The organism is Streptomyces sp. NPDC053069 (assembly GCF_044546895.1).
Lineage (GTDB): Bacteria > Actinomycetota > Actinomycetes > Streptomycetales > Streptomycetaceae > Streptomyces.
In genome coordinates this window covers 184452-203989 of the sequence record NZ_JBITZN010000014.1, presented here as the reverse complement: position 1 = coordinate 203989, position 19538 = coordinate 184452, and the positions used below count along the sequence as shown (strand labels likewise).

General features: G+C 70.4%; 8 protein-coding genes and 1 pseudogene. 5 read left to right on the top strand and 4 right to left on the bottom strand.

Going from position 1 to position 19538, the window contains the following annotated elements:
- Window positions 1-43: 43 nt before the first annotated feature.
- The 5 genes from pglX to ACIGXP_RS29565 all read left to right on the top strand — a co-directional run bounded on the left by pglX (window position 44) and on the right by ACIGXP_RS29565 (window position 14500).
- Window positions 44-3787, top strand: coding sequence for a BREX-2 system adenine-specific DNA-methyltransferase PglX (gene pglX / locus ACIGXP_RS29585; RefSeq protein WP_399773415.1), 3744 nt, complete (start codon window positions 44-46; stop codon window positions 3785-3787).
- 438 nt (window positions 3788-4225) lie between these two features.
- On the top strand, window positions 4226-8218 hold the full coding sequence (locus ACIGXP_RS29580) for a PglY protein (RefSeq protein WP_399773412.1): 3993 nt from the start codon (window positions 4226-4228) through the stop codon (window positions 8216-8218).
- Complete coding sequence (gene pglZ, locus ACIGXP_RS29575; protein WP_399773409.1) at window positions 8218-11052, top strand: BREX-2 system phosphatase PglZ; 2835 nt, start codon at window positions 8218-8220, stop codon at window positions 11050-11052. Before ACIGXP_RS29580 ends, pglZ begins: the two co-directional genes overlap by 1 nt.
- Window positions 11049-12380: a BREX system ATP-binding protein BrxD gene (brxD, locus tag ACIGXP_RS29570; RefSeq protein ID WP_276096850.1), complete on the top strand. Its 1332-nt coding sequence runs from the start codon at window positions 11049-11051 to the stop codon at window positions 12378-12380. Before pglZ ends, brxD begins: the two co-directional genes overlap by 4 nt.
- Window positions 12377-14500, top strand: coding sequence for a DEAD/DEAH box helicase (locus tag ACIGXP_RS29565; RefSeq protein WP_399773404.1), 2124 nt, complete (start codon window positions 12377-12379; stop codon window positions 14498-14500). Before brxD ends, ACIGXP_RS29565 begins: the two co-directional genes overlap by 4 nt.
- Before the next feature lie 47 nt (window positions 14501-14547).
- On the opposite strand, the pseudogene ACIGXP_RS29560 reads toward ACIGXP_RS29565, so the two are convergent.
- The 4 genes and pseudogenes from ACIGXP_RS29560 to ACIGXP_RS29545 form a co-directional block, all read right to left on the bottom strand.
- Window positions 14548-15600, bottom strand: a pseudogene (locus ACIGXP_RS29560) (serine hydrolase domain-containing protein); the annotation flags it as partial.
- 340 nt (window positions 15601-15940) lie between these two features.
- Complete coding sequence (locus ACIGXP_RS29555) at window positions 15941-16669, bottom strand: hypothetical protein (RefSeq protein ID WP_399773402.1); 729 nt, start codon at window positions 16667-16669, stop codon at window positions 15941-15943.
- Window positions 16670-16863: 194 nt separating this feature from the next.
- The gene (locus ACIGXP_RS29550) at window positions 16864-18975 is read right to left on the bottom strand and encodes a hypothetical protein (protein WP_399773399.1); all 2112 of its coding nucleotides are present in this window, start codon (window positions 18973-18975) and stop codon (window positions 16864-16866) included.
- 62 nt (window positions 18976-19037) lie between these two features.
- Window positions 19038-19529 (bottom strand): NUDIX domain-containing protein, encoded by a 492-nt coding sequence (locus ACIGXP_RS29545; protein ID WP_399773397.1) that lies wholly within the window; start codon window positions 19527-19529, stop codon window positions 19038-19040.
- Window positions 19530-19538: the final 9 nt, after the last annotated feature.

Here is a 19538-nt window from a genome sequence, read left to right as displayed (position 1 = left end):
CGCGGTGGGGCGCTGACGCGGTGCAGGGAGAAGGAAGCGAAGAGTGACGGTGACGACTACGGGCACGGACAGGGCGGCCCTGCTCAAGGACCTGAAGAAGCTGGTCGTCGACCTGGAGGACGACCTGCGGGACCGCAGCGAGTCCGAGGAGGAGTTCCGCACCCGCCTGGACCGCGAGTGGCGCGAGGCCAAGGAGGCCCGGCGCACCGCCCTGTCCTACCCGGCCTGGCGCGACGAGCGCGTCACGCAGGCCGCCGTGGCGTGGGTGCTGGGCTGCGTCTTCGTCCGCTTCTGCGAGGACAACGGCCTGATCGACGAGCCGTACCTCGCCGGCCCCGGTGAACGCCTCGCCGAGGCGGAGGCCCGCCACGAGGCGCACTTCCGCACCTACCCGCAGCACAACAACCGCGACTGGCTCATCGAGGCGTTCCGCCACCTGGCGAGCACCAACGAGACCGCCGCCGGCCTCTTCGACGAGCGGCACAACCCGCTGTGGGGTCTGACCCCCGGCTACGAGACGGCGACGGAACTGCTGATGTTCTGGCGCCGCTGGGGCGCGGACGGTGAGATCCGCTACGACTTCACCGACCCCGAGTGGGACACCCGCTTCCTCGGCGACCTCTACCAGGACCTCAGCGAGCACGCCCGCAAGACGTACGCGCTGCTGCAAACCCCGGAGTTCGTCGAGGAGTTCATCCTCGACCTGACCCTGGAACCGGCAGTCGCGGACGACGGCCAGGGCTTCGGCCTCAACCCGGTCTGGACCGGCCCCGACGGCCGCGAACGCCGCGGCCTGCGCACCATCGACCCGGCGTGCGGCTCCGGCCACTTCCTGCTCGGCATCTTCCACCGCCTGCTGGACAAGTGGCGCCAGGCGGAACCGGGCACGGACGACTGGACGCTGGTCCGCCGCGTGCTGGAGTCCGTCCACGGATGCGACAAGAACCCCTTCGCCGCGAGCATTGCCCGCTTCCGCCTCCTGGTCGCCGCGATGCGGGCTGCGGGCACGCGGCGGTTGGCGGAAGCGCCGCCGTTCCCCATCAACGTGGCCGTGGGCGACTCCCTGCTGCACGGCCGGGACGCGGCGGGCATCCAGACCGACCTGGACACGCTGTTCGCGGAGGCGGCCGTGGGGCGCGAGGAAGGAGAGACGTACGCGTACGCCACGGAGGACGTGTGGGAGTACGCGAAGCGGGTGGACCTTCTGGGGCGCGGGTCGTATCACGTGGTGGTGGGGAACCCGCCGTACATCACGGTGAAGGACAAGCAGGAGAAGGAGAACTATAAGAAGGTCTACGACGCCTGTGTGGGCCTCTTCGCCTTGTCGGTGCCGTTCGCGCAGCGCATGTTCGAGCTTGCGGTGAAGGGGCCGGGCGGGCGGGACGGAGGCGGTGGATTCGTCGGTCAGATCACTGCCAACTCGTTCATGAAGCGGGAGTTCGGACGCAACCTGATCGAGGAGGTCTTCCGGAACGAGATCGAGCTGTCGCACGTCATCGACACCTCGGGTGCCTATATCCCCGGGCACGGAACTCCCACGGTCATTTTGGTGGGGCGCAACCGTGTGCCCAGCGGCAGCCGGACCATCCGGGCGGTGCTGGGCGTACGGGGTGAGCCGGAGCAGCCGGAGAACGCTGCCCAAGGGCAGGTCTGGCAAGAAATCGTCAGGTACGTCGACCGGCCGGGCAGCGAGACGGACTGGGTCTCGGTGGCGGACTTCGACCGCACCCACTTCGCTGAGGCACCCTGGTCGCTGAGCGGCGGCGGCGCCTCTGCCGTGTTCGGTCAGCTCACGGCTGCGGGAGCGGAACTGCTGGGCTCGCGGGTGAAGCTGATCGGGCGCACCACGCACACGGGCGCGGACGAGGCATACTTCGCTCCACCCGGCACCTGGACCAGGCATGGAGTGGCAGCGAGCCGGGTGGTGCCGTTGGTGGAGGGCACCGTCATCCGGGACTGGGACCTCGAACCCGAGACCGAGGCGCTGTTCCCGTACGGTCGCGACCTCTCCGCCAGCCTTTCCGACCCGGCCTCCGAGCGGCTGCTGTGGCCACAGCGCAGCATGCTCAGGCTGCGCCGCGAGCCCGGCGGCACGCACGAGGAGATCGGGCTGACCTGGTACGAGTGGAGCCGCTGGCATCCGGAACGCTACTCGGTGCCTTTGGGCATCGCGTTCGCGTTCGTGGCGACGCACAACCACTTCGTGCTGGACCGGGGCGGGAAGGTGTTCAAGCAGTCCGCACCCGTGATCAAGCTGCCCGAGGGGGCCGGGGAGGACGAGCACCTGGAGCTGTTGGGGGTGCTCAATTCTTCGGCGGCTTGCTTCTGGCTGAAGCAGGTTAGTCAGGGCAAGGGCGGCAGCGGCCTTGGCCGGGGGCTTCAGGACGAGGAGTGGGAGGAGCGCTACGAGTTCACCGGCACCAAGTTGCAAGAGTTCCCCCTCCCGGCCAAGCTCCCGCTCCACCTCGGTCGCGTCCTCGACGCCCAGGCGCAGAAGCTCGCCAAGCTGGAGCCGTCGGCGGTGTGCGCCAAGGGCGTGCCGCAACGGCAGGCGCTCGATGACGCGAAAGCCGAACATGCCAAGGCCCGCCGCCGCATGATCGCCCTTCAAGAGGACCTGGACTGGCAGGTCTACGGTCTCTACGGGCTGCTCAGCGACCGCGAGGTCGCCCGGACCGTGACCCCGTCGCCCGACCCCGAGACCATCCCCGAGGTCAAACTCGGCGAGCGCGCCTTCGAGATCCTCCTCGCGAGGAAGGTCGAGGCCGGGGAAGCGGAGACCGCCTGGTTCACGCGCCACGGCTCGACCCCCGTCACCGAGATCCCCGCCCACTGGCCGGACTGGTACCGCGAGATCGTCCAGGCCCGTATCGACCTCATCACCAGCCGCAAGGACATCGCCCTCATCGAGCGCCCGGAGTGCAAGCGCCGCTGGGCGACCGACCCGTGGGAGAAGAAGGAACGCGCCGCGCTGCGGAACTGGCTGCTGGACCGCTGTGAGGACGAGGCGTTGTGGTTCGAGGTAAGTGATGGGCTGCGCCGCCCCCGGACGCTGACCGTCAACAACCTTGCTGACCAGCTCGGTTCGGACGCCGACTTCACGTCCGTCGCCGCGCTCTTCGCCGCCGACCACCTGAAGAAGCCGGATCTCCCCCTCCCGCAGGTCCTCACCGAGATCATCGCCGACGAGCATGTGCCGTACCTCGCCGCGATGCGCTACAAGGACTCCGGCCTGCGCACGCGCCGCGAGTGGGAGAAGGTCTGGGAGAAGCAGCGCGAGGAGGACCGTGCGGGCATGCGGCTCGACATCGACCCGCCGACCCGGTACAAGTCCTCCGACTTCGTCAAGCAGTCTTACTGGACCCACCGGGGCAAGCTCGATGTCCCCAAGGAACGGTTCATCTCCTACCCGGAGGCGGGCCCCGACAGCGACTCCACGCTGATGCTCGGCTGGGCTGGCTGGGACCACAAGGACCAGGCGCTGGCCCTCACGCAGCTCATCGACACACGGGTGAAGAGCGACGCATGGGGCGCCGAGCGGCTCGTACCACTACTCGCCGGACTACATGAGGTCATGCCGTGGGTACGCCAGTGGTGCAGCGCCTACGACGACGAGTGGGAGGGCTCGCCGGCCGAGGACCTGGAGGCGGAGTTCCAGCGCTACCTGCGCATGCACGGCGTGAGCGAGGCGCAGATGAAGGAATGGCGTCCGGTACGGAAGATGCGGGGGCGGAAGGCCGTACAGCGTCGGGAGACGACCGAACAGCCGGAGTTGGGCGACGCGTAGAGCGGGGCGAGGGGGAGAGCCGCCCTGCTCTCCTCCCTGGTCCACCGGCCCGCCGCCGCGCTCGTACGCGTCGAGGTGTCCGACATGCATCCCGCCCTGCCCGTGTGCCTGACCCCGGCGGCCACCGACGCCGACGGGGGCCGGGGCCTGTTACTGGTCGAGGCGCTGGCCTCCCGTTGGGGAGTGAGCGAGTGCACCGGGCCGGGCAAGACGGTGTGGGCGGAGGGGGACCTCGGTGGAGGGGCCCGCGGCGGACACCCCGCTGAGCGCCCCGGCGGTCCACCTCCAGGCGGTCACTCACCGTGACACCGCCTTCCGGAGGCGTCACGATCTCTCTCCCCGGCTGTCCTACCCACCTGGCAAGATGGACGTCGCGCCAACGCCAGAGGGGGGCGCTGTCCGGGCCGGCCGCCAGCACAGTGAGGGAATGATCGCCTGATGTCGACCACAGAGCTGTTCCTCCGCGATGTCATCGACATCAAGGAGGACGTCCACGCGGGCGATTTCAAGGTCGACCTCTCCCAGGGCTTCCACGAGGCCGACGAGCGGGTGGCGGAGTACGTCGTCACCGAGCAGCTGCAGCGAGCCTTCCGCACGTCGCTCGGTATCGTCGCGAAGGCCGTCCGCACGGGCGACTCGCACGCCGCGTACCTGCACGGCTCGTTCGGTGCCGGTAAGAGCCACTTCCTGACCGTGCTGCACGCCGTGCTGAACGGCCACGAGGGTGCCCTGAACAAGCCGGGACTGAAGGAGGTCGTCGCCGACCACCGGGACTGGCTGGGCGGCAGCCGGTTCCTGATGATCCCGTACCACCTGGTCGGATCAACCGACCTCGACTCGGCGCTGCTCGGCGGGTACGTCCACACCGTGCGGGAGCTGCACCCGCAGGCGCCGACCCCGGCCGTCTACCGGTCGGACGCGCTGCTCGCCGACGCGCGCAGGCAGCGGGAGTTCCTGGGCGACGACGACAAGTTCCGGCAGTGGCTCGGCGCCGGGGTGGCGGCCACCGCTCCCGGCGCGGGCGGGGCGTCCGGCGCGGACGACGAGGACGACCTGCCGGGCATCGACGGCGGAGCCGGCCTGTCCGGCGCGGGCGGCTGGAGCGGTGCCGAGCTGGACCGGGCCTTCGCCGCGCCGCCCGGCAGCGAGGAGCGGGAGCGGCTGGTGTCGGCACTGCTGACCGGGCCGATGGGGGCGTACGCGCAGGCCGCGCGCGGCGACGCGCAGTCCTTCATCCCGCTGGAGAATGGTCTGAAGGTCGTCTCCCGCCACGCGAAGTCGCTGGGCTACGACGGTGTCGTCCTCTTCCTCGACGAGCTGATCCTGTGGCTCCAGGCGCACATGGGCGACCAGGACTTCGTCCGCGACCAGGTGCAGCGGCTGGTCAAGCTGATCGAGTCCGCCGACAGTGGCCGGCCCGTGCCGATCGTGTCCTTCATCTCCCGCCAGCGCGACCTGTCCCAGCTGATCGGCTCCGACGTGGCCGGCGCCGACGTGCAGAACCTGGAACAGCAGGTCGACTACCTCGCCGGCCGGATCGACGTCGTGGAGCTGGAGGACAGCAACCTCGTCGAGATCATCAAGCACCGCGTGCTCGCCCCCCGTCCCGGCATGGAGCAAGCGCGCGACGACGCGTTCAAGCTCGTGGAGTCGTCGCGAGACGAGGTGCGGCAGGTGCTGCTCGACGCGCAGGGGCGCACGGAGGCGAGCTGGGACGACTTCCGTACCCTGTACCCGCTGTCCCCGGCGCTGCTGAACGTGCTGGTGGACCTCTCCGGCGCGCTCCAGCGCGAGCGAACCGGTCTGAAGCTGGTGCAGGAGCTGCTGCGGCGGCACCGCGACGACCTGCGGCTCGGCCAGCTCATCCCGATAGGCGACCTGTGGGACGTGATCGCCGCGCGGACCGGTGAGGCGTTCACCGCGAAGCTCCGCAAGGAGTCGGAGATCGCCCACCGCTTCCACGCCCGCGTCCGTGAGCACCTGCTGAACAAGTACGGCTCCGAGGACGACAAGCGGTTCCGGACCGACGACCGGCTCGTCAAGACGCTGCTGCTGGCCTCCCTCGCCCCCAACGTTCCCGCCCTGACCCGGCTCACCGGCGGCCGGCTCGCCGCGCTGAACCACGGCACGATCAGGACCCGGGTGGGTGACGCGGGTGCCGTCGCCGTCCAGCGTCTCCAGGCGCTCCAGGCCGAGGGGTTCGACGGCGAGCTGCGCAGCGAGGGCGACCCCGCCGACCCCGTCTTCCACCTGCACCTGTCCGACCTGGACGTGGAGCCGCTGCTGGAGGAGGTGCAGGGCGTCGCCGACCAGGACGGCTACCGCCGCCAGTGGATCAAGGACCAGCTGTGGGCCGCGCTGGGCATCCCCGACACGCAGTCGTTCGTGTGCGAGCGGACCGTCGTCTGGCGCGGCACCAAGCGCACCGTCGAGTTCGTGTTCGGTAACGTCCGCGACCCCCATCTGCCCGACGCCGAGTTCGAGCCGCAGACCGAGGGCAACATCCGCTTCGTCTTCGACTACCCCTTCGACAGCCACGACCACTCGCCGATGGACGATGCGCAGCGGGTGGAGCGGCTGAAGCGCGCCGGGAAGACGGCGCCGACGATCGTCTGGCTGCCGCACTTCCTGTCCGAGCAGAAGGCCCGCAACCTCGGCCGCCTGCTGAAGATCAACTATCTGCTGGAGCGCGACCGGCTCGACGACCACACGGCGACCCGCCCCGCCGAGGAGCGCGTCCAGATCCGAAACCAGCTCAAGGCGTCCCGCGACAGCCTGACCACCCAGCTCACCGACGCGCTGCTGCAGCTGTACGGCATCAATAAGGCCGACCCGGGCACCGCGGGCGCCGAGGTCCGCGACGGCGAACACCTGATCTCGCTCCAGCCGGGCTTCACCCGCACCCGGCCCGAACCGGCGGTCGGCTTCGAGGAGAACCTCTTCCTGCTCGCCGACGGGCTCCTGAGTGCCCGCCACCCCAAGCACCCCGACTTCGACCCGCGCCTCACCCGCAAGGCCGTCACCACCCGCGAGCTGAAGACCGCCCTCGAATGGATCACGAGGGCGATGGAGGACGGCTCCCGGCGCGTCGTGGTCGACAGCCAGCACCTCCCCGTCGTCCGCCGGATCGTGCACGCCCTCCAGCTCGGCGAGGTCCACGACGGGCCGCTGAACGTCACGACCGACTGGCGCCTGCGCATCAACAAGAAGGCAGCCGAGACCCCCGACGCCGGCCCGGACCTGTCCGTGGAGGAAATCCGCGACTGGATCGAGGAGCTCGGCTACACCGGCCTCGACCGCCACGTCAGCAACCTGATCATCGCCACGTACGCCCTGCTGGACGACCGCACCTGGGTCTACCAGACCTCGCCGCTGCCCAAGGCACCGGAGCTGGAGCGGATCGGCCCCGGATACGGGCTGATGGCCGTGGAACTGCCCACCGAGGACGAGTTCCACACCGCGCTCGGCCGCGCCGGGACGATCTTCGGCAGGACCGTCTCCCGGGTCCTGTTCGCCCGCAACGTCGCCCGGCTCGCCGAAGGCGTGCGCGCGGTCGCGGAGGAGCACCGCGTGGCCCTCGGCGAGGTGCGCACCCTGCTCACGGAGCACGCCCACCACCTCGGGCTGACCGGCGCCGACGCGCCCCGCCTGAAGTCCACCAAGGCCGCCGCCGACCTCGTCGCCCGCCTGCTGCGCACCACCGAACCGGCCGCCTGCGTGCGGGAGTTGGCCGCCGCCGCGTACGACGTGACCGACGAGGAGATCGCGGGCGCCCTGCGGCACGCCCCCGAGGTCGCCGCCGCGCTGCGTGGCACCCAGTGGTCCCTGCTGGAGGACGTGCGCCGCACCCTCGCCGTACGCCAGGATGGCCTCGGCGGGCGGGCGAGCCGGTTCCTGGACGAGGTGCGGCGCACCGCCCGCGAGCACGAGCAGACCGTCTCGCTGGTGCCCGTCCTTGACCGGCTCCCGGACACCGTCATGGCCCTGATGCGCGAGGCCACCCGCCTCGCGCAGCCCGCCCAGCCGGTCACTCCGCCCGCAGCCCCGGTCACGCCCGTCGCGCCGGGGCCGACCATCGAGGACGTTAGCCTCACCGACCACGGCACGCCTCCCGTCCCCTCGACGCCCGCACCGGGCCGGCCCTCCACGCCGGACGACGCCTCCCGCGGCGGGGGCGGTGCCGAGGCTGCCGTCCCGACGCAGTCCGGTCGCCGGCGCGCCGTCCACCTCATCGAACCCACCCGGCTGGAGGTGTCGCTGGCCACCACGGTCGCCGAGATCGACGCCGAGATCCGCGCCTACCTCGCCGACCACCCCGGCACCCGCATCCAGCTCTCCTGGCAGCCGGTCACCGACACCGACACCGGGTCCGGGTCCGACGGTTCCGCCGGGACCGCGGCGGAACCGGGCGGCGAAGGGACCGCCGGCTGATGGCCCCGGCCCTGCCCCGGGTGGGCCGCCGTACCGTCGAGGCCCTGCTCGCCGCGAACGCCGAGGACCTGCGCGAGCGCAGCCTCGTGCTCGTTCACGGCCGGTACGCGCCCGGCGCCCCGCCCCGGTTCACCGTCACCCTGGACGGCGAGGCGCGGCGCGTCCACGTGCGGGACGAAGCCTCCGTCCTCGGTGTCGTCGCCGCCCTGCACGAGCACAGGAGCGCGGCCGCTCCCTCCGACGTGCTTGTGGTGACCACAGGGGTCGACGACGAGCAGCTCGGCTGGGACGTGCGCGGCAGGGCCGTACGGCGCAAGACCCTCACCGTCGAGAACGCCGAGGTCGTCCTCCAGCGCTTCGGCGCCACCGCCCTGGACCCGCGCATGTACCGCGAACGGTGGCTGCTGGAAGCCCTGGTGGAGGCGGAGCCCGCCGAAGGCGGCTGGCCGCGCATCGGCGGAGTGCTGACCCGGGACGCGGCCCTGGGCGCCCTGACCGCCGAACGGCTCGGCCTACGCGCGGTTCACGGCTCCTCGGGCCAGGACGGGCAGGTCACCCTCGACGCCGACACGCTGCTCGCCTGGTCGCGCACGCCCGTCGGACCCAGGCGGTTCGCCGAACTGGGCGCCACCGAGCGCGCGGAACTGAAGAAGTGGCTCGCGGAGGTCGCCGGACCGGCCGTCCCCGTCCTGCTGTCCCTCGCCGAGGCCGGACTCGGCCACGACGCCCTGCCGCTCGGACTGCTCGGCGCCGCACTGCGGGACCCCGCCGCCCAGCCCGACACCGTGCTCGCACTCGGCGGACTGTTCGGGCAGGTCATGCCCCGGCGGTCGGAACTCGCCGTGTTCACCGACGCCGTGGAGGGAACCCTCACCCGCTGGATCGCCGACGCCCGCACCAGCCAGGACGCCCGCCTGCGCGTCGACGCCGTACTGGAGAGGGCCGACGGACTGGCCGACAAGGCGGGCCTGACCCCCGGACTCACCGCCAGCCGCTTCCTTCCCTCCAGCTTCACCGCGCAACTGCGCCGCACCGTCGCGGAGGCACGCCGTTCCCCGGCCGCCGGGGAGGCCGCGCTGGCCGACCTGCTCGGTCACGCCCTGGCCGGCCTCCGCGCCGACCAGGTCCAGGCCGCCGAGACGGCCGTACGGGTGTCGCGCTGGCTCAGCGGCTCCGAGCCCGCCGTCACCAGCGTGGCTGCGGCCGTACGGGCGCACGTCTCCGACTGGGGCTGGGTGGACCGGGCGCTCACCGTCCTGTGGGCGGGCGACCCCGGCGGCGATCTGGAGACCGGCCGGGACCTGCGCGCCCTCTACGAGCAGGCACGTGAGCGCAGGCAGCGCCTCGACCAGGAGTTCGCCCGGCGGCTCGCCGTCTGGGCCGCGTACGCCACCGCCCAGCACCCCGACGGCTGCCTCGTCGTCGAGAACGTGCTGGACACCGTCGTACGCCCGCTGACCGGTCAGGCCGCCCCGCTCGTCCTCGTCCTCGACGGCATGAGCAGCGCGGTCGCCGCCCAGCTCGGCGAGGAGGCCGAACGCGACGGCTGGCGCGAGATCGTGCCTCGCCCGGAGCCCGGACAGGTCCCGGCGCGGCTCGCCGCCGTCTCCATGCTGCCCTCCGTCACCCGCGTCAGCCGTGCCTCCCTGCTGGCGGGCGAGGCGGCCGACGGCGGCCAGTCGACCGAGACGAGCGGCTTCACCGCCTTCTGGAAACGGCGGCGCAGGACCGCGGTCCTCTTCCACAAGGCCGCCATCGGCGGCGAGGCGGGCCACGCGCTCTCCCACGACCTCATGACCGCTCTCGCCTCCGACGCTGTGGTCGGCGTGGTCCTCAACACCATCGACGAGGCACTGGACAACGGTCGGCAGGGCCGCGGCACCACCTGGTCCCTCGCCGACGTCACACACCTGCGCGAACTTCTCGCCGCCGCCCGCAGCTACGGCCGCCCAGTCGTCCTGGTCTCCGACCACGGCCACGTCCTGGAGCGCCGCAGCCGCGCCGACGCCCCGACGGCAGCGGCCGACGGAGCGGAGTCCGCCCGCTGGCGCACTGGTGACGCGGCGGGGGAGAGTGAGATCGCCGTCGACGGCCCGAGAGTGAGAGAGGGCGGGGGCGCAGTGATCCTGCCGTGGCGCGAGGACATCCGCTATACCGGGCGGCGGGCCGGATACCACGGCGGAGCCTCCCTGGCCGAAGTCACCGTCCCGGTGCTCGTCCTGCTGCCCCCCGGGGAGGAGGCCCCGAAGGACTGGGTGCCGCTGCCGCGCGAGCTGTCCACGCCGGGCTGGTGGCGGACGCACGTCACCCGGGAGGTCCCGCAGCCCGCCGCCGTGCCCGCCGGTCATCCGGTGACGCCCTCCCCCGCACGACCTGCCGAACCCGCCGAACCCGCCGGAAGCGCCGGAAGCGCGCCGACCGTCGACGCGCGACCGTCCGCCCGGGCGGAGGCCGCACCGCCGGTGACGGAGTCGCTCGGCTCCACGGTGGTGAGCAGCGAGGTATACGCGGCCCAGAAGGAGTACGTCCGCAAGGCGCCCGAGGCGAAGGTGGTGGCCGCAGTCGTCGACGCGCTCGTCTCGGCGGGTGGGACGATGTCCCCGGCCGCTCTCGCCGCGGCGATCTCCGCGACCGGGCGGGTCCGCCGCAACATCGAGGGCTTCGTCGCCACGGTGCAGCGGCTGCTGAACGTCGAGGGGTACCCCGTCCTCGGGTTCATCGACGGCGGGCACGCGGTCAAGCTCGACGTGCCGCTCCTGCGCGAGCAGTTTCTGCCGAAGCAGAACGCCCTGGAGACGGAGGAAGAAGGACAGCCGGGGGAGGAGAAGGCATGACCGACCTCGCCTCCGTGAGCGCGGTCCGGCGCCGCGAGGTCATCGACGCCCTGCGGCGCGGCACCGTCCCGCAGTCCGGGCTCGACCTGTTCGCGGTTGGACTGGACCGGTTCGAAGCCGCTCTGGACGACGACCTGGCCACCGTCACCCGCGGCGGTGCTTCCTTCCACGCCGTCCGCGGCGACTACGGCTCCGGCAAGACCTTCTTCGCCCGCTGGCTGGCCGAGCGGGCCAAACGCGCCGGACTCGCCACGGCAGAGGTGCAGATCTCCGAGACCGAGACACCGCTGCACCGACTGGAGACCGTCTACCGCCGGCTCACTGAACGCCTGGCCACCGCCACCCACCAGCCCAGCGCACTGAGGGCCGTCGTCGACTCGTGGTTCTACACCCTGGAGGAGGAGGTCCTCGACGGCTCGGAGATCGACGAGGACGACGACGTGGCCCTCGCAGCGGCCGTGGACACGCTGATGGAACGCCGGCTCGCCGACGTCGCCCGCACCACCCCCGCGTTCGCCGCCGCCCTGCGCGGCTACCGCAGTGCCGTCACCGACGGGGACGGCGCCACCGCGGAAGCCCTGATCGCCTGGCTCGGCGGCCAGAAGTCCGTGGCGGCCTCCGCCCGCCGGGCCGCCGGAGTACGCGGAGACCTGGATCACTTCGCCGCGCTCGGCTTCCTCCAAGGTCTGCTGACTGTGTTGCGCGACTGCGGCCACCCGGGGCTGCTCCTCGTCCTCGACGAGACGGAGACCCTGCAACGCGTCCGCGGCGACGTCCGGGAGAAGGGCCTCAACGCACTGCGCCAGCTCCTCGACGAGATCGACGCCGGACGCTTCCCCGGCCTCTTCCTCGTCATTACCGGGACCCCGGCGTTCTACGACGGCCAGCAGGGCGTCCAGCGGCTCCCGCCCCTGGCCCAGCGGCTCGCCACCGACTTCACCACAGACGCCCGCTTCGACTCGCCCCGCGCCGTCCAGCTCCGGCTGCCCGGCTTCGATCTGCCGCGCCTGGGGGAACTCGGCCGGAGGGTGCGGGATCTCTACCGGGGTGCGGCCCGCCACCCCGAGCGGGTCACCGCCCGGGTCGACGACGCCTACGTCGGCGAACTCGCCACCGCCGTCACAGGAGGTCTGGGCGGCAACGTCGGCATCGCCCCCCGCGTCTTCCTCCGCAAGCTCGTCGCCGACGTCCTCGACCGCGTCGACGATTTCGAGGACTTCGACCCGCGCAAGCACTACCAGCTCACCGTTTCGGCGGGCGAGTTGACGGACACCGAACGCAACGCAGCCGCCGACCGGGCGGATGACGTCGAGCTGGACCTGCCGTGACCACCCCCGACGGCCTGGAACCGGCGCTGATCCACCACATCGTCAACACCCTGGGCTGGAAGGACCTGCGTCCGCTCCAGAAGGCCGCCGTCGCCCCGCTCACGGGGGGAGACGACGCGCTGCTGCTGGCCCCGACGGCCGGCGGCAAGACCGAAGCCGCCTGCTTCCCGCTGCTGTCCCGGATGCACGCTCAGGGCTGGTCCGGCACATCGGTGCTGTACGTGTGTCCGCTCAAGGCGCTGCTGAACAACCTGCTGCCGCGCGTGGAGACCTACACCGCCTGGCTCGGCCGGACCGCGGCCCTGTGGCACGGCGACACACCGGCCGGCGCTCGGCGGCGCATCCTCGCGTCCCGGCCCGACGTGCTCCTCACCACTCCAGAATCGCTGGAAGCCATGCTGGTCAGCGTCAACGTCGACCACGCGTCCTTCTTCTCCGGCCTGCGGGCCGTGGTCGTCGACGAGGTCCACGCCTTCGCCGGAGACGACCGCGGCTGGCACCTGCTCGCCGTACTGGAGCGCCTGCAACGCGTCGTGGGCCGCTCCCTGCAGCGCGTCGGCCTCTCCGCGACCGTCGGCAACCCCGAAGCCCTGCTCACCTGGCTCCAGGGATCCGGGGCAGGTCGGCGCCCCGGACGCGTGGTCGCGCCCCACCTGGCCGGGGCACAGCCGACACCGGCTTCCGTACCACCCGGTGACATCCAGCTCGACTACGTCGGTTCGCTCGACAATGCGGCCACCGTCATCAGCGCCCTCCACCGGGGCGAGAAGCGGCTCGTCTTCTGCGAATCGCGGCGCTTGGTCGAGGAGTTGGGCGCTAAGCTGCGGGCCAAGGGCGTGACCGCGTTCCTCTCGCACGCCTCCCTCTCCCTCGACGAACGCAGGCGCGCGGAGACCGCGTTCGCCGAGGCCCGCGACTGCGTAATCATCGCCACCAGCACGCTCGAACTGGGCATCGATGTGGGCGACCTGGACCGGGTCATCCAGATCGACGCGCCCATCTCGGTTGCCTCCTTCCTGCAGCGCCTAGGCCGCACCGGACGCCGCCCCGGCACGACCCGCAACTGCCTCTTCCTCACCCTCGACCAGGGCGGACTCCTTGCCGCCGCAGGACTGTTGCTCCAGTGGTCACGAGGCTGGGTCGAACCGGTCACCGCGCCGCCCGAACCCCGGCACATCGTCGCCCAGCAACTGCTCGCCCTCTGCCTCCAGGAACACCGCGTCGGAGACCGGCTCTGGCAAGAGTGGTGGAACGGCTTCGGACCGTTCGGAGGACCGGCCGAGCCGATCGTCCGCCACCTGGTCGAGGAGGGATACCTCGATCAGGACGGCGGCATGCTGTTCATCGGGCCCGAAGCCGAACGGCGCTTCGGCCACCGCCACTTCATGAACCTCACCGCCGTCTTCACCGCACCCCCGCAGTTCACCGTCCTCCACGGCCGCACCGAGATCGGCCGCACCGACCCCGCCCTGCTCACCGAGAAAGTCGCCGGCGCCCGCAGACTCCTCCTCGCCGGCCGCAGCTGGCAGGTCACCTACATCGACTGGCGCCGTAAACGCTGCTTCGTCGAGCCGGCCGACGGCGGAGGAAAGGCCAAGTGGAGCGGCACGGGCTTCGGGCAGGGCACCTCCTTCGAGGTCACCCGCGCCGTGCGCGAGGTGCTGCTCGGCACGGATCCGCCCGTCGCCCTGACCCAACGTGCCACCACGGCGCTCAAGGAGGCGCGTGAGGTCTTCCTGGAGAAGGTCCACCCGGGCGGTACGTTGATCGTGCGCGACGAATCGGGACAACTCCGCTGGTGGACCTGGGCAGGCCACCGGGCGAACGCGACGCTGGCCGCCACGCTGGAGGGGATCGCCGTACCGGCTCAGCGCACCAACGACCATTGGATCCGCCTGCGCGAAGACCTTACGCCGCCGACCTGGAAGAACGCCCTGAGCGAGGCTCCGGACCGGCTCTGCCTTCCCGCTGTTGACGAACGGGCGGTGCGAGGGCTGAAGTTCGGGGATGCGCTGCCGCCACGCCTGGCGGAGGCGACGCTGTCAGCCCGACTGGCGGACCTGACAGCCGCAACAGCAGTGCTAGCCGAACCCGCACGTTTTGTCGCCGCCTACAAGTGAAGCGGTACATGGCTTGCCGGTGATCAAAACGCGCGACCACCAGGTCATTACGCCAGAGATCGGCGCACTGCCTTGGCCAGCGAGGCCGCTCGCACATCGTCGCCGCCTCCAATGACACGGTTCATCGCGTAGGCGAATGCAACCCCGTGCTCCGGGTCGGCGAAAGCGAGCGACCCGCCTCGGCCGGTGTGGCCGAAAGAGCTCGGCCCGATCATCGGATTGCTTTCGGTAGGCAGCATGTACCCGGCGCTGAAGCGGCTAGGGATCAGCATGACCTGGTCCTTCCCGCTGGCCTGCTCCTCGGTCGCCGACGCCTGGGCGCCCGGGGAGAGCAGACGGACTCCGTCCACCTCGCCGATCACCGCGGCGTACATGCGGGCAAGAGCGCGTGCGGTGCCGATGCCGTTGGAGGCCGGGAGCTCCGCGGCCTGCACCTCCGGTGAGTCGAAGTCGATCTCAGGCGGGTCGGTGACGGCGTACGCCCTGTTGCTGAGTGAGTTCGGGTCCCGCCAAGCGGCGACCTGCTCGTGGAGTTCCTCGGGGACCGACTCGGTGGGCAGGGTGGTGAGGTCGACGTCCGGCCGTTGGTACACCATGCTGACTCGGTCGCGTTCGCTGCCGGGCAGGCCGATGAGGAAGTCCAATCCCAGTGGGGCCGCGATCTCGTCGGCGAAGAAGCGGCCCGGTGAGCGGCCGGACACCCGTCGGATCACCTCGCCGACCAGTCAGCCCCAGGTCCGGCCGTGGTATCCGTCCGCTGTGCCCGGAATCCAGAGGGGGCGTGGAGCGGCCAGTGCCGTCGCCATCGGGTGCCAGGCCAGCGCCTCCTTCAACGGCACCGGCTGATCCAGCGCGACCAAGCCGGCCTGGTGGGCCAGGAGCCAGCGCACAGGGATGTCCGCCGTGCCGTTCGCGGCGAACTCCGGCCAGTACTTCGAGACAGGCGCGTCCAGGTCGAGCTCTCCGCGCTCGACCAGCATGTGCGCCATGGCCGCGGTCGCGCCTTTGGTCGCCGAGTAGACCAGTTGCAGTGTGTCCCGCGTCCAGGGACGCCCGGTTTCGGCGTCGGCCACGCCACCCCACAGGTCCACCACCGGTCGATTCGAACTCGTAAGGGGTTGCTCCCAACACGCTTTCCAAATGTTCGTCTGGGGGTCCGGGGCGGGACGGGGGCGTTCTGACCTGCGGTGGAGCCGGTGATTGTGGGGGGTACGGACGGTGCCGGACGGGGGTGAATGAGACCAAAACTGAGACCGGATATCCGCCCGTCCTTTGTTGGCTAGAGGCGTCGTGCAGCCTGGCTCGGGGCCCCCGCCCTTGCTACTCCGTCGCCCAGATGAATGTCGATGCCGCATCGTTCCGGTAGAGCAGGACGTCGCGGAGAACCTGGTGTTGCTGGGACTCGGGAATCTACTCGTCCCCTTCGGGCCACCGCCGGATCTACCCTTGAGTGCCTCCGAGCTCCTTGGCGATGTCGGCGATCCGCTGCTCCGTCTTGATCGCGGCCTTGCGCTGACGCTCCAGTTTCGCCTTAGCTGCCCGAAGCTCGGTAGCCAAGCGCTCCTGCTGGACCTTGCCGTCGGAGTCCTCCGTGGGGCCGACGAGCGCGGCCTCGATCACGCCTCGCCGCTCCCCGCAGGTCGGGCATTGCACAACGGATGTCGAGTAGTGCTGGTGGTCGCGGTGTTGGGTGCGGCGAACGGTGTGGTCACAAGTGAGTGTGAGGTGCCAGTCGTTCAAATCCCGCTTGTCGGTCTTATGGCCGAAAAGGATCTTTGCGATGGCCCTCGCCTGTTCCTCACCCATGGGAGGAGGTGGGCAGCAGTGGCCACAATGCTGGGTGCGGGACCCACTCACCGTCCAGCGATGGGCTCGACACTCGCCATGCCGCTCCTTGTATCGGGCCTCCTCCGCGTCGTACTCGGCCCGTTCTTCAGACGTCATCCGCAACAGCGGTGGCCGGTCGCCGAGGCCGTCGAGAATCGGCTCGCCGCAGCCACGGCAGGGATGCCCCGCTATCAGCTCCTCACGGCTCAGGTACATGCCTTCCCGTTGCCACTGCTCGCGCTTTTCCTCCTGGCGCCGGTCGTCCTCCTCAGCCTGCAGTGCTTTTCTGCGGGCTCCCGCTCGGGCCCGCTGCTGCCGCTGCTCCTCCGTCAGTTTGCCCACGGTGGCCTCCGGTCTATTGCTCGCGGGCCCAGTGTGAGACAGAAGGTCCGCAGTCCCGTTGCTTTGACCGTCCTGCGCTTCCGTATGTCTTGAGATAACTGATCAAGAAAGACAACTGACCGGAATTGATCTCAGACGGCATGCCGATCCGATCCTGAGCACGTCGAAGGAAGTGCGCCCGGGTCGAGCCGGCGTCAGGAACGCCGGAGCTCGCTCTTGTCGAGGACGAGGAGCTCCAGCCCGGCGTCGGAGCAGAGCTCGGCGGCCTGCTCGCGGGTGGCCCGGAGGACGGTGTCGACGGCGGCGAGGAGGTGGATATCGACACCGAGGCGGGCGCTTAGGGCGATGTCGTGGGTGAGCTGTTCGGTCGTGAACTGGGACGCGGACGTCTTGACCTCGCCGGACAGCACGCGCCCGCCGTAGAGGCCGAAGACATCGGCCTCGCCGCGTGTCTGGTCGGCGAACCACAGGTTGACGCCGGGCAGGAAGTACGAGTTCGGCTCCCTCTCTGTCAGCGCGGCGATGACGAGCAGGTGGGGGAGGAGGCCCTGGTCGCTGGCGCGGTCCACGAAGCTGTCCAGCCGGTAGAAGACGGATAGCCCGTCCGCAGTGGTTTCGTAGCGGGAAGGGGCGGAGCAGCCTGGGCACACCGGTCGGCGTTGGGTCTGCTCGAAGGGGTGGAAGGTGCGGACGCCGCACTGGACACAGTTTGTTTCCACCCCGCGTTCGGCCCAGCCGAGCGCGCACAGGCGCTCAGCCGCCTCGGAGGCTCGCTTCGGCGGCAGCTCCAACTTCGTGGTGGGGCGGTAGCGACGCTCGGCACGGCCACCCCACATTGATGCCAGCTCGACCAACTGTGCGAAGTCGTCCGATCCTTCCGCTTTGATCTTCCGCAGCTCCTTGAGGAGTTCCTTGGACCGGGGAGTCGTGAGGGCGATCACCGCTTCGTACACCCCTGGTTCGAGCAGAGCGGCGATCTCGGCCTGTGCTTGCAACGCGACCCCGAGCTTGCCCTTGTCAGACAGGGTGTGGCGGGTGCTCGCCTCCGCCAACACTGCTTCGGCGGCCTGCGCGAGCGTGGGCACGGTGATCGAAAAGATGTACTCGTTCTGTGCGTGAGAGCGCAGCTGAATGCTGTCGCCGCGCCACTCCGCGGCCTTCTCGACCAGCGTCGCGACGCAGTTGCGCCGTGGGAGGCCGTCGAACGGGCTACCCCATGCCCGGATCAGCGCCCAGCTGCCTTGGGTGTGGAAGTGCACGGGCGAGGTGAACCGAAGTGTGCTCGCATCTCCGGCGAACACGTGTGCGTCGAACGAGGTCGACAATCCGTACTCGCGCTCCCGCAGCAGCCACTGGCGTGGATCTAGGTCGGTCCGGTAGGTGAAGGGAGCCTGCCGAAGCGCGGGAGTGGGGAACTCTGTGCCGGCCCTGACCTCTTCCTCCGTGTGCTGCAGCTCCAGGACCTTGGCGATCTCGTGCAATTGCTCTTGGGGGACGTTTCTGCTGAGCAGCATCACATCGGGGGCGAATTCCGCAGGTCGGCTGAGCATACCGGTCAGCTGCTGGGCGAGGCCCAGCCAGTGCTGGACCTGTCCGGTAGGTAGCAGCAGCATAGGCATCCCGGCGCGGCTGGCCGGCCGGAGCGCGCGGGCGTTCCAGAACGCTAGGCAGTCCTCGACGTCGTCGGGCGCGGTGACCCACACGGCTGCGGGCAGCGATCCGAAGGCGTTGCTGCGGTGCTCGCCGAACTGCGCGATCGTGCTCTGCAGATGGGTGGCTCCGTACAGCTGCGTCCGGCCGTACTCGTCGGGCAGGCCCGAGCGCACGGCGAGAGCGGTGTGTCGCAGCTCATCCGCCTGGTCCTCGCTGAGGAGGCCAGCAGCAGCCACTTGCCACAGCGGCGCTCCCTCCACAGCGACGACCGGCAGGGTGGATGGCTGCACAGGGGGGTTGACGTGCAGCGGATGGCAGGTGAACATCGCGGCGCCAGCATGGTCGATCTGGGCGATCGGGATGCAGGTCAGGCTCAGGGCGGCAGCCGCGCGCTGGGCGAGCGCGTCGTCGACGTCCACGTTGACGACAGCTTCGACCTTCGCGGTGGCTACCGTCTGCCGCAGCTCGTCGGGGATCTCGCCGTTCTCCGGAATGGCAAGGATGGGTTCGGTCATCCCGCCCCACCGAGTGCTCGCTTCCTGCACTGCGCGACGGAAACCGGTGTCGCTTCCCACGCGGATGAGATAGGCGGCGCGCGCCGGCAGCACAGCGGCCTGCATCATTGACTGGCCGAGATAGTCCCTTCGATCCATGCAGACGATCCTGGCAGCACCGGGAAGGCGCTAACCCTGTTTCGCCCTCTTGAACTCCATGTTCAGCGGCGTTCCGCCCCTGCTCCTGGCGACATCCCGTGTTCCAAGTAGGCGGTCAAGCCGCTCGCGCGGGCCTGGATGCCGGCAGTGATTCGGCGTACGAGGCGGGGGATGGTGATCTCGGGCAGCTCTTCGGCGTGGTGAAAGCCGAAGCCGCGGAGCTCGTCGGCTTGCAGCGCGATCTGCTGGCGTTGGCCTGCACTGAGGCGGCCCCCGTCGAAGAGATAGAGGACCTTGTCGCCCTCTCCCGTGTTCGGTGCCCAGTCCACGACGAGCAGGCGACCGATGGGGGGCTTGATGCCCAGCTCCTCGTGGACTTCGCGCACGCAGGCTTGCAGGGGCGACTCCCCGTGCTCGACGTATCCGCCGGGGATATCGCGATAGTCCTTGTACGAGGGTTCGATGAGCAGGATTCGGTCGGCGTCGTCGAAGAAGAGTGCGCCTGCTGCCATGCGCGGGTGGGCCATCTTCGCTTCGTGCTCGTTTTCGCTCACGGGATGGAC

Excerpts from the sequence above, each read along its gene's own strand:
- pglZ (WP_399773409.1), top strand. The coding sequence starts at position 8,218 with ATGGCCCCGGCCCTGCCCCGGGTGGGCCGCCGTACCGTCGAGGCCCTG.
- brxD (WP_276096850.1), top strand. The coding sequence starts at position 11,049 with ATGACCGACCTCGCCTCCGTGAGCGCGGTCCGGCGCCGCGAGGTCATC.
- ACIGXP_RS29550 (WP_399773399.1), bottom strand. The coding sequence starts at position 18,975 with ATGGATCGAAGGGACTATCTCGGCCAGTCAATGATGCAGGCCGCTGTG.
- ACIGXP_RS29580 (WP_399773412.1), top strand. The coding sequence starts at position 4,226 with ATGTCGACCACAGAGCTGTTCCTCCGCGATGTCATCGACATCAAGGAG.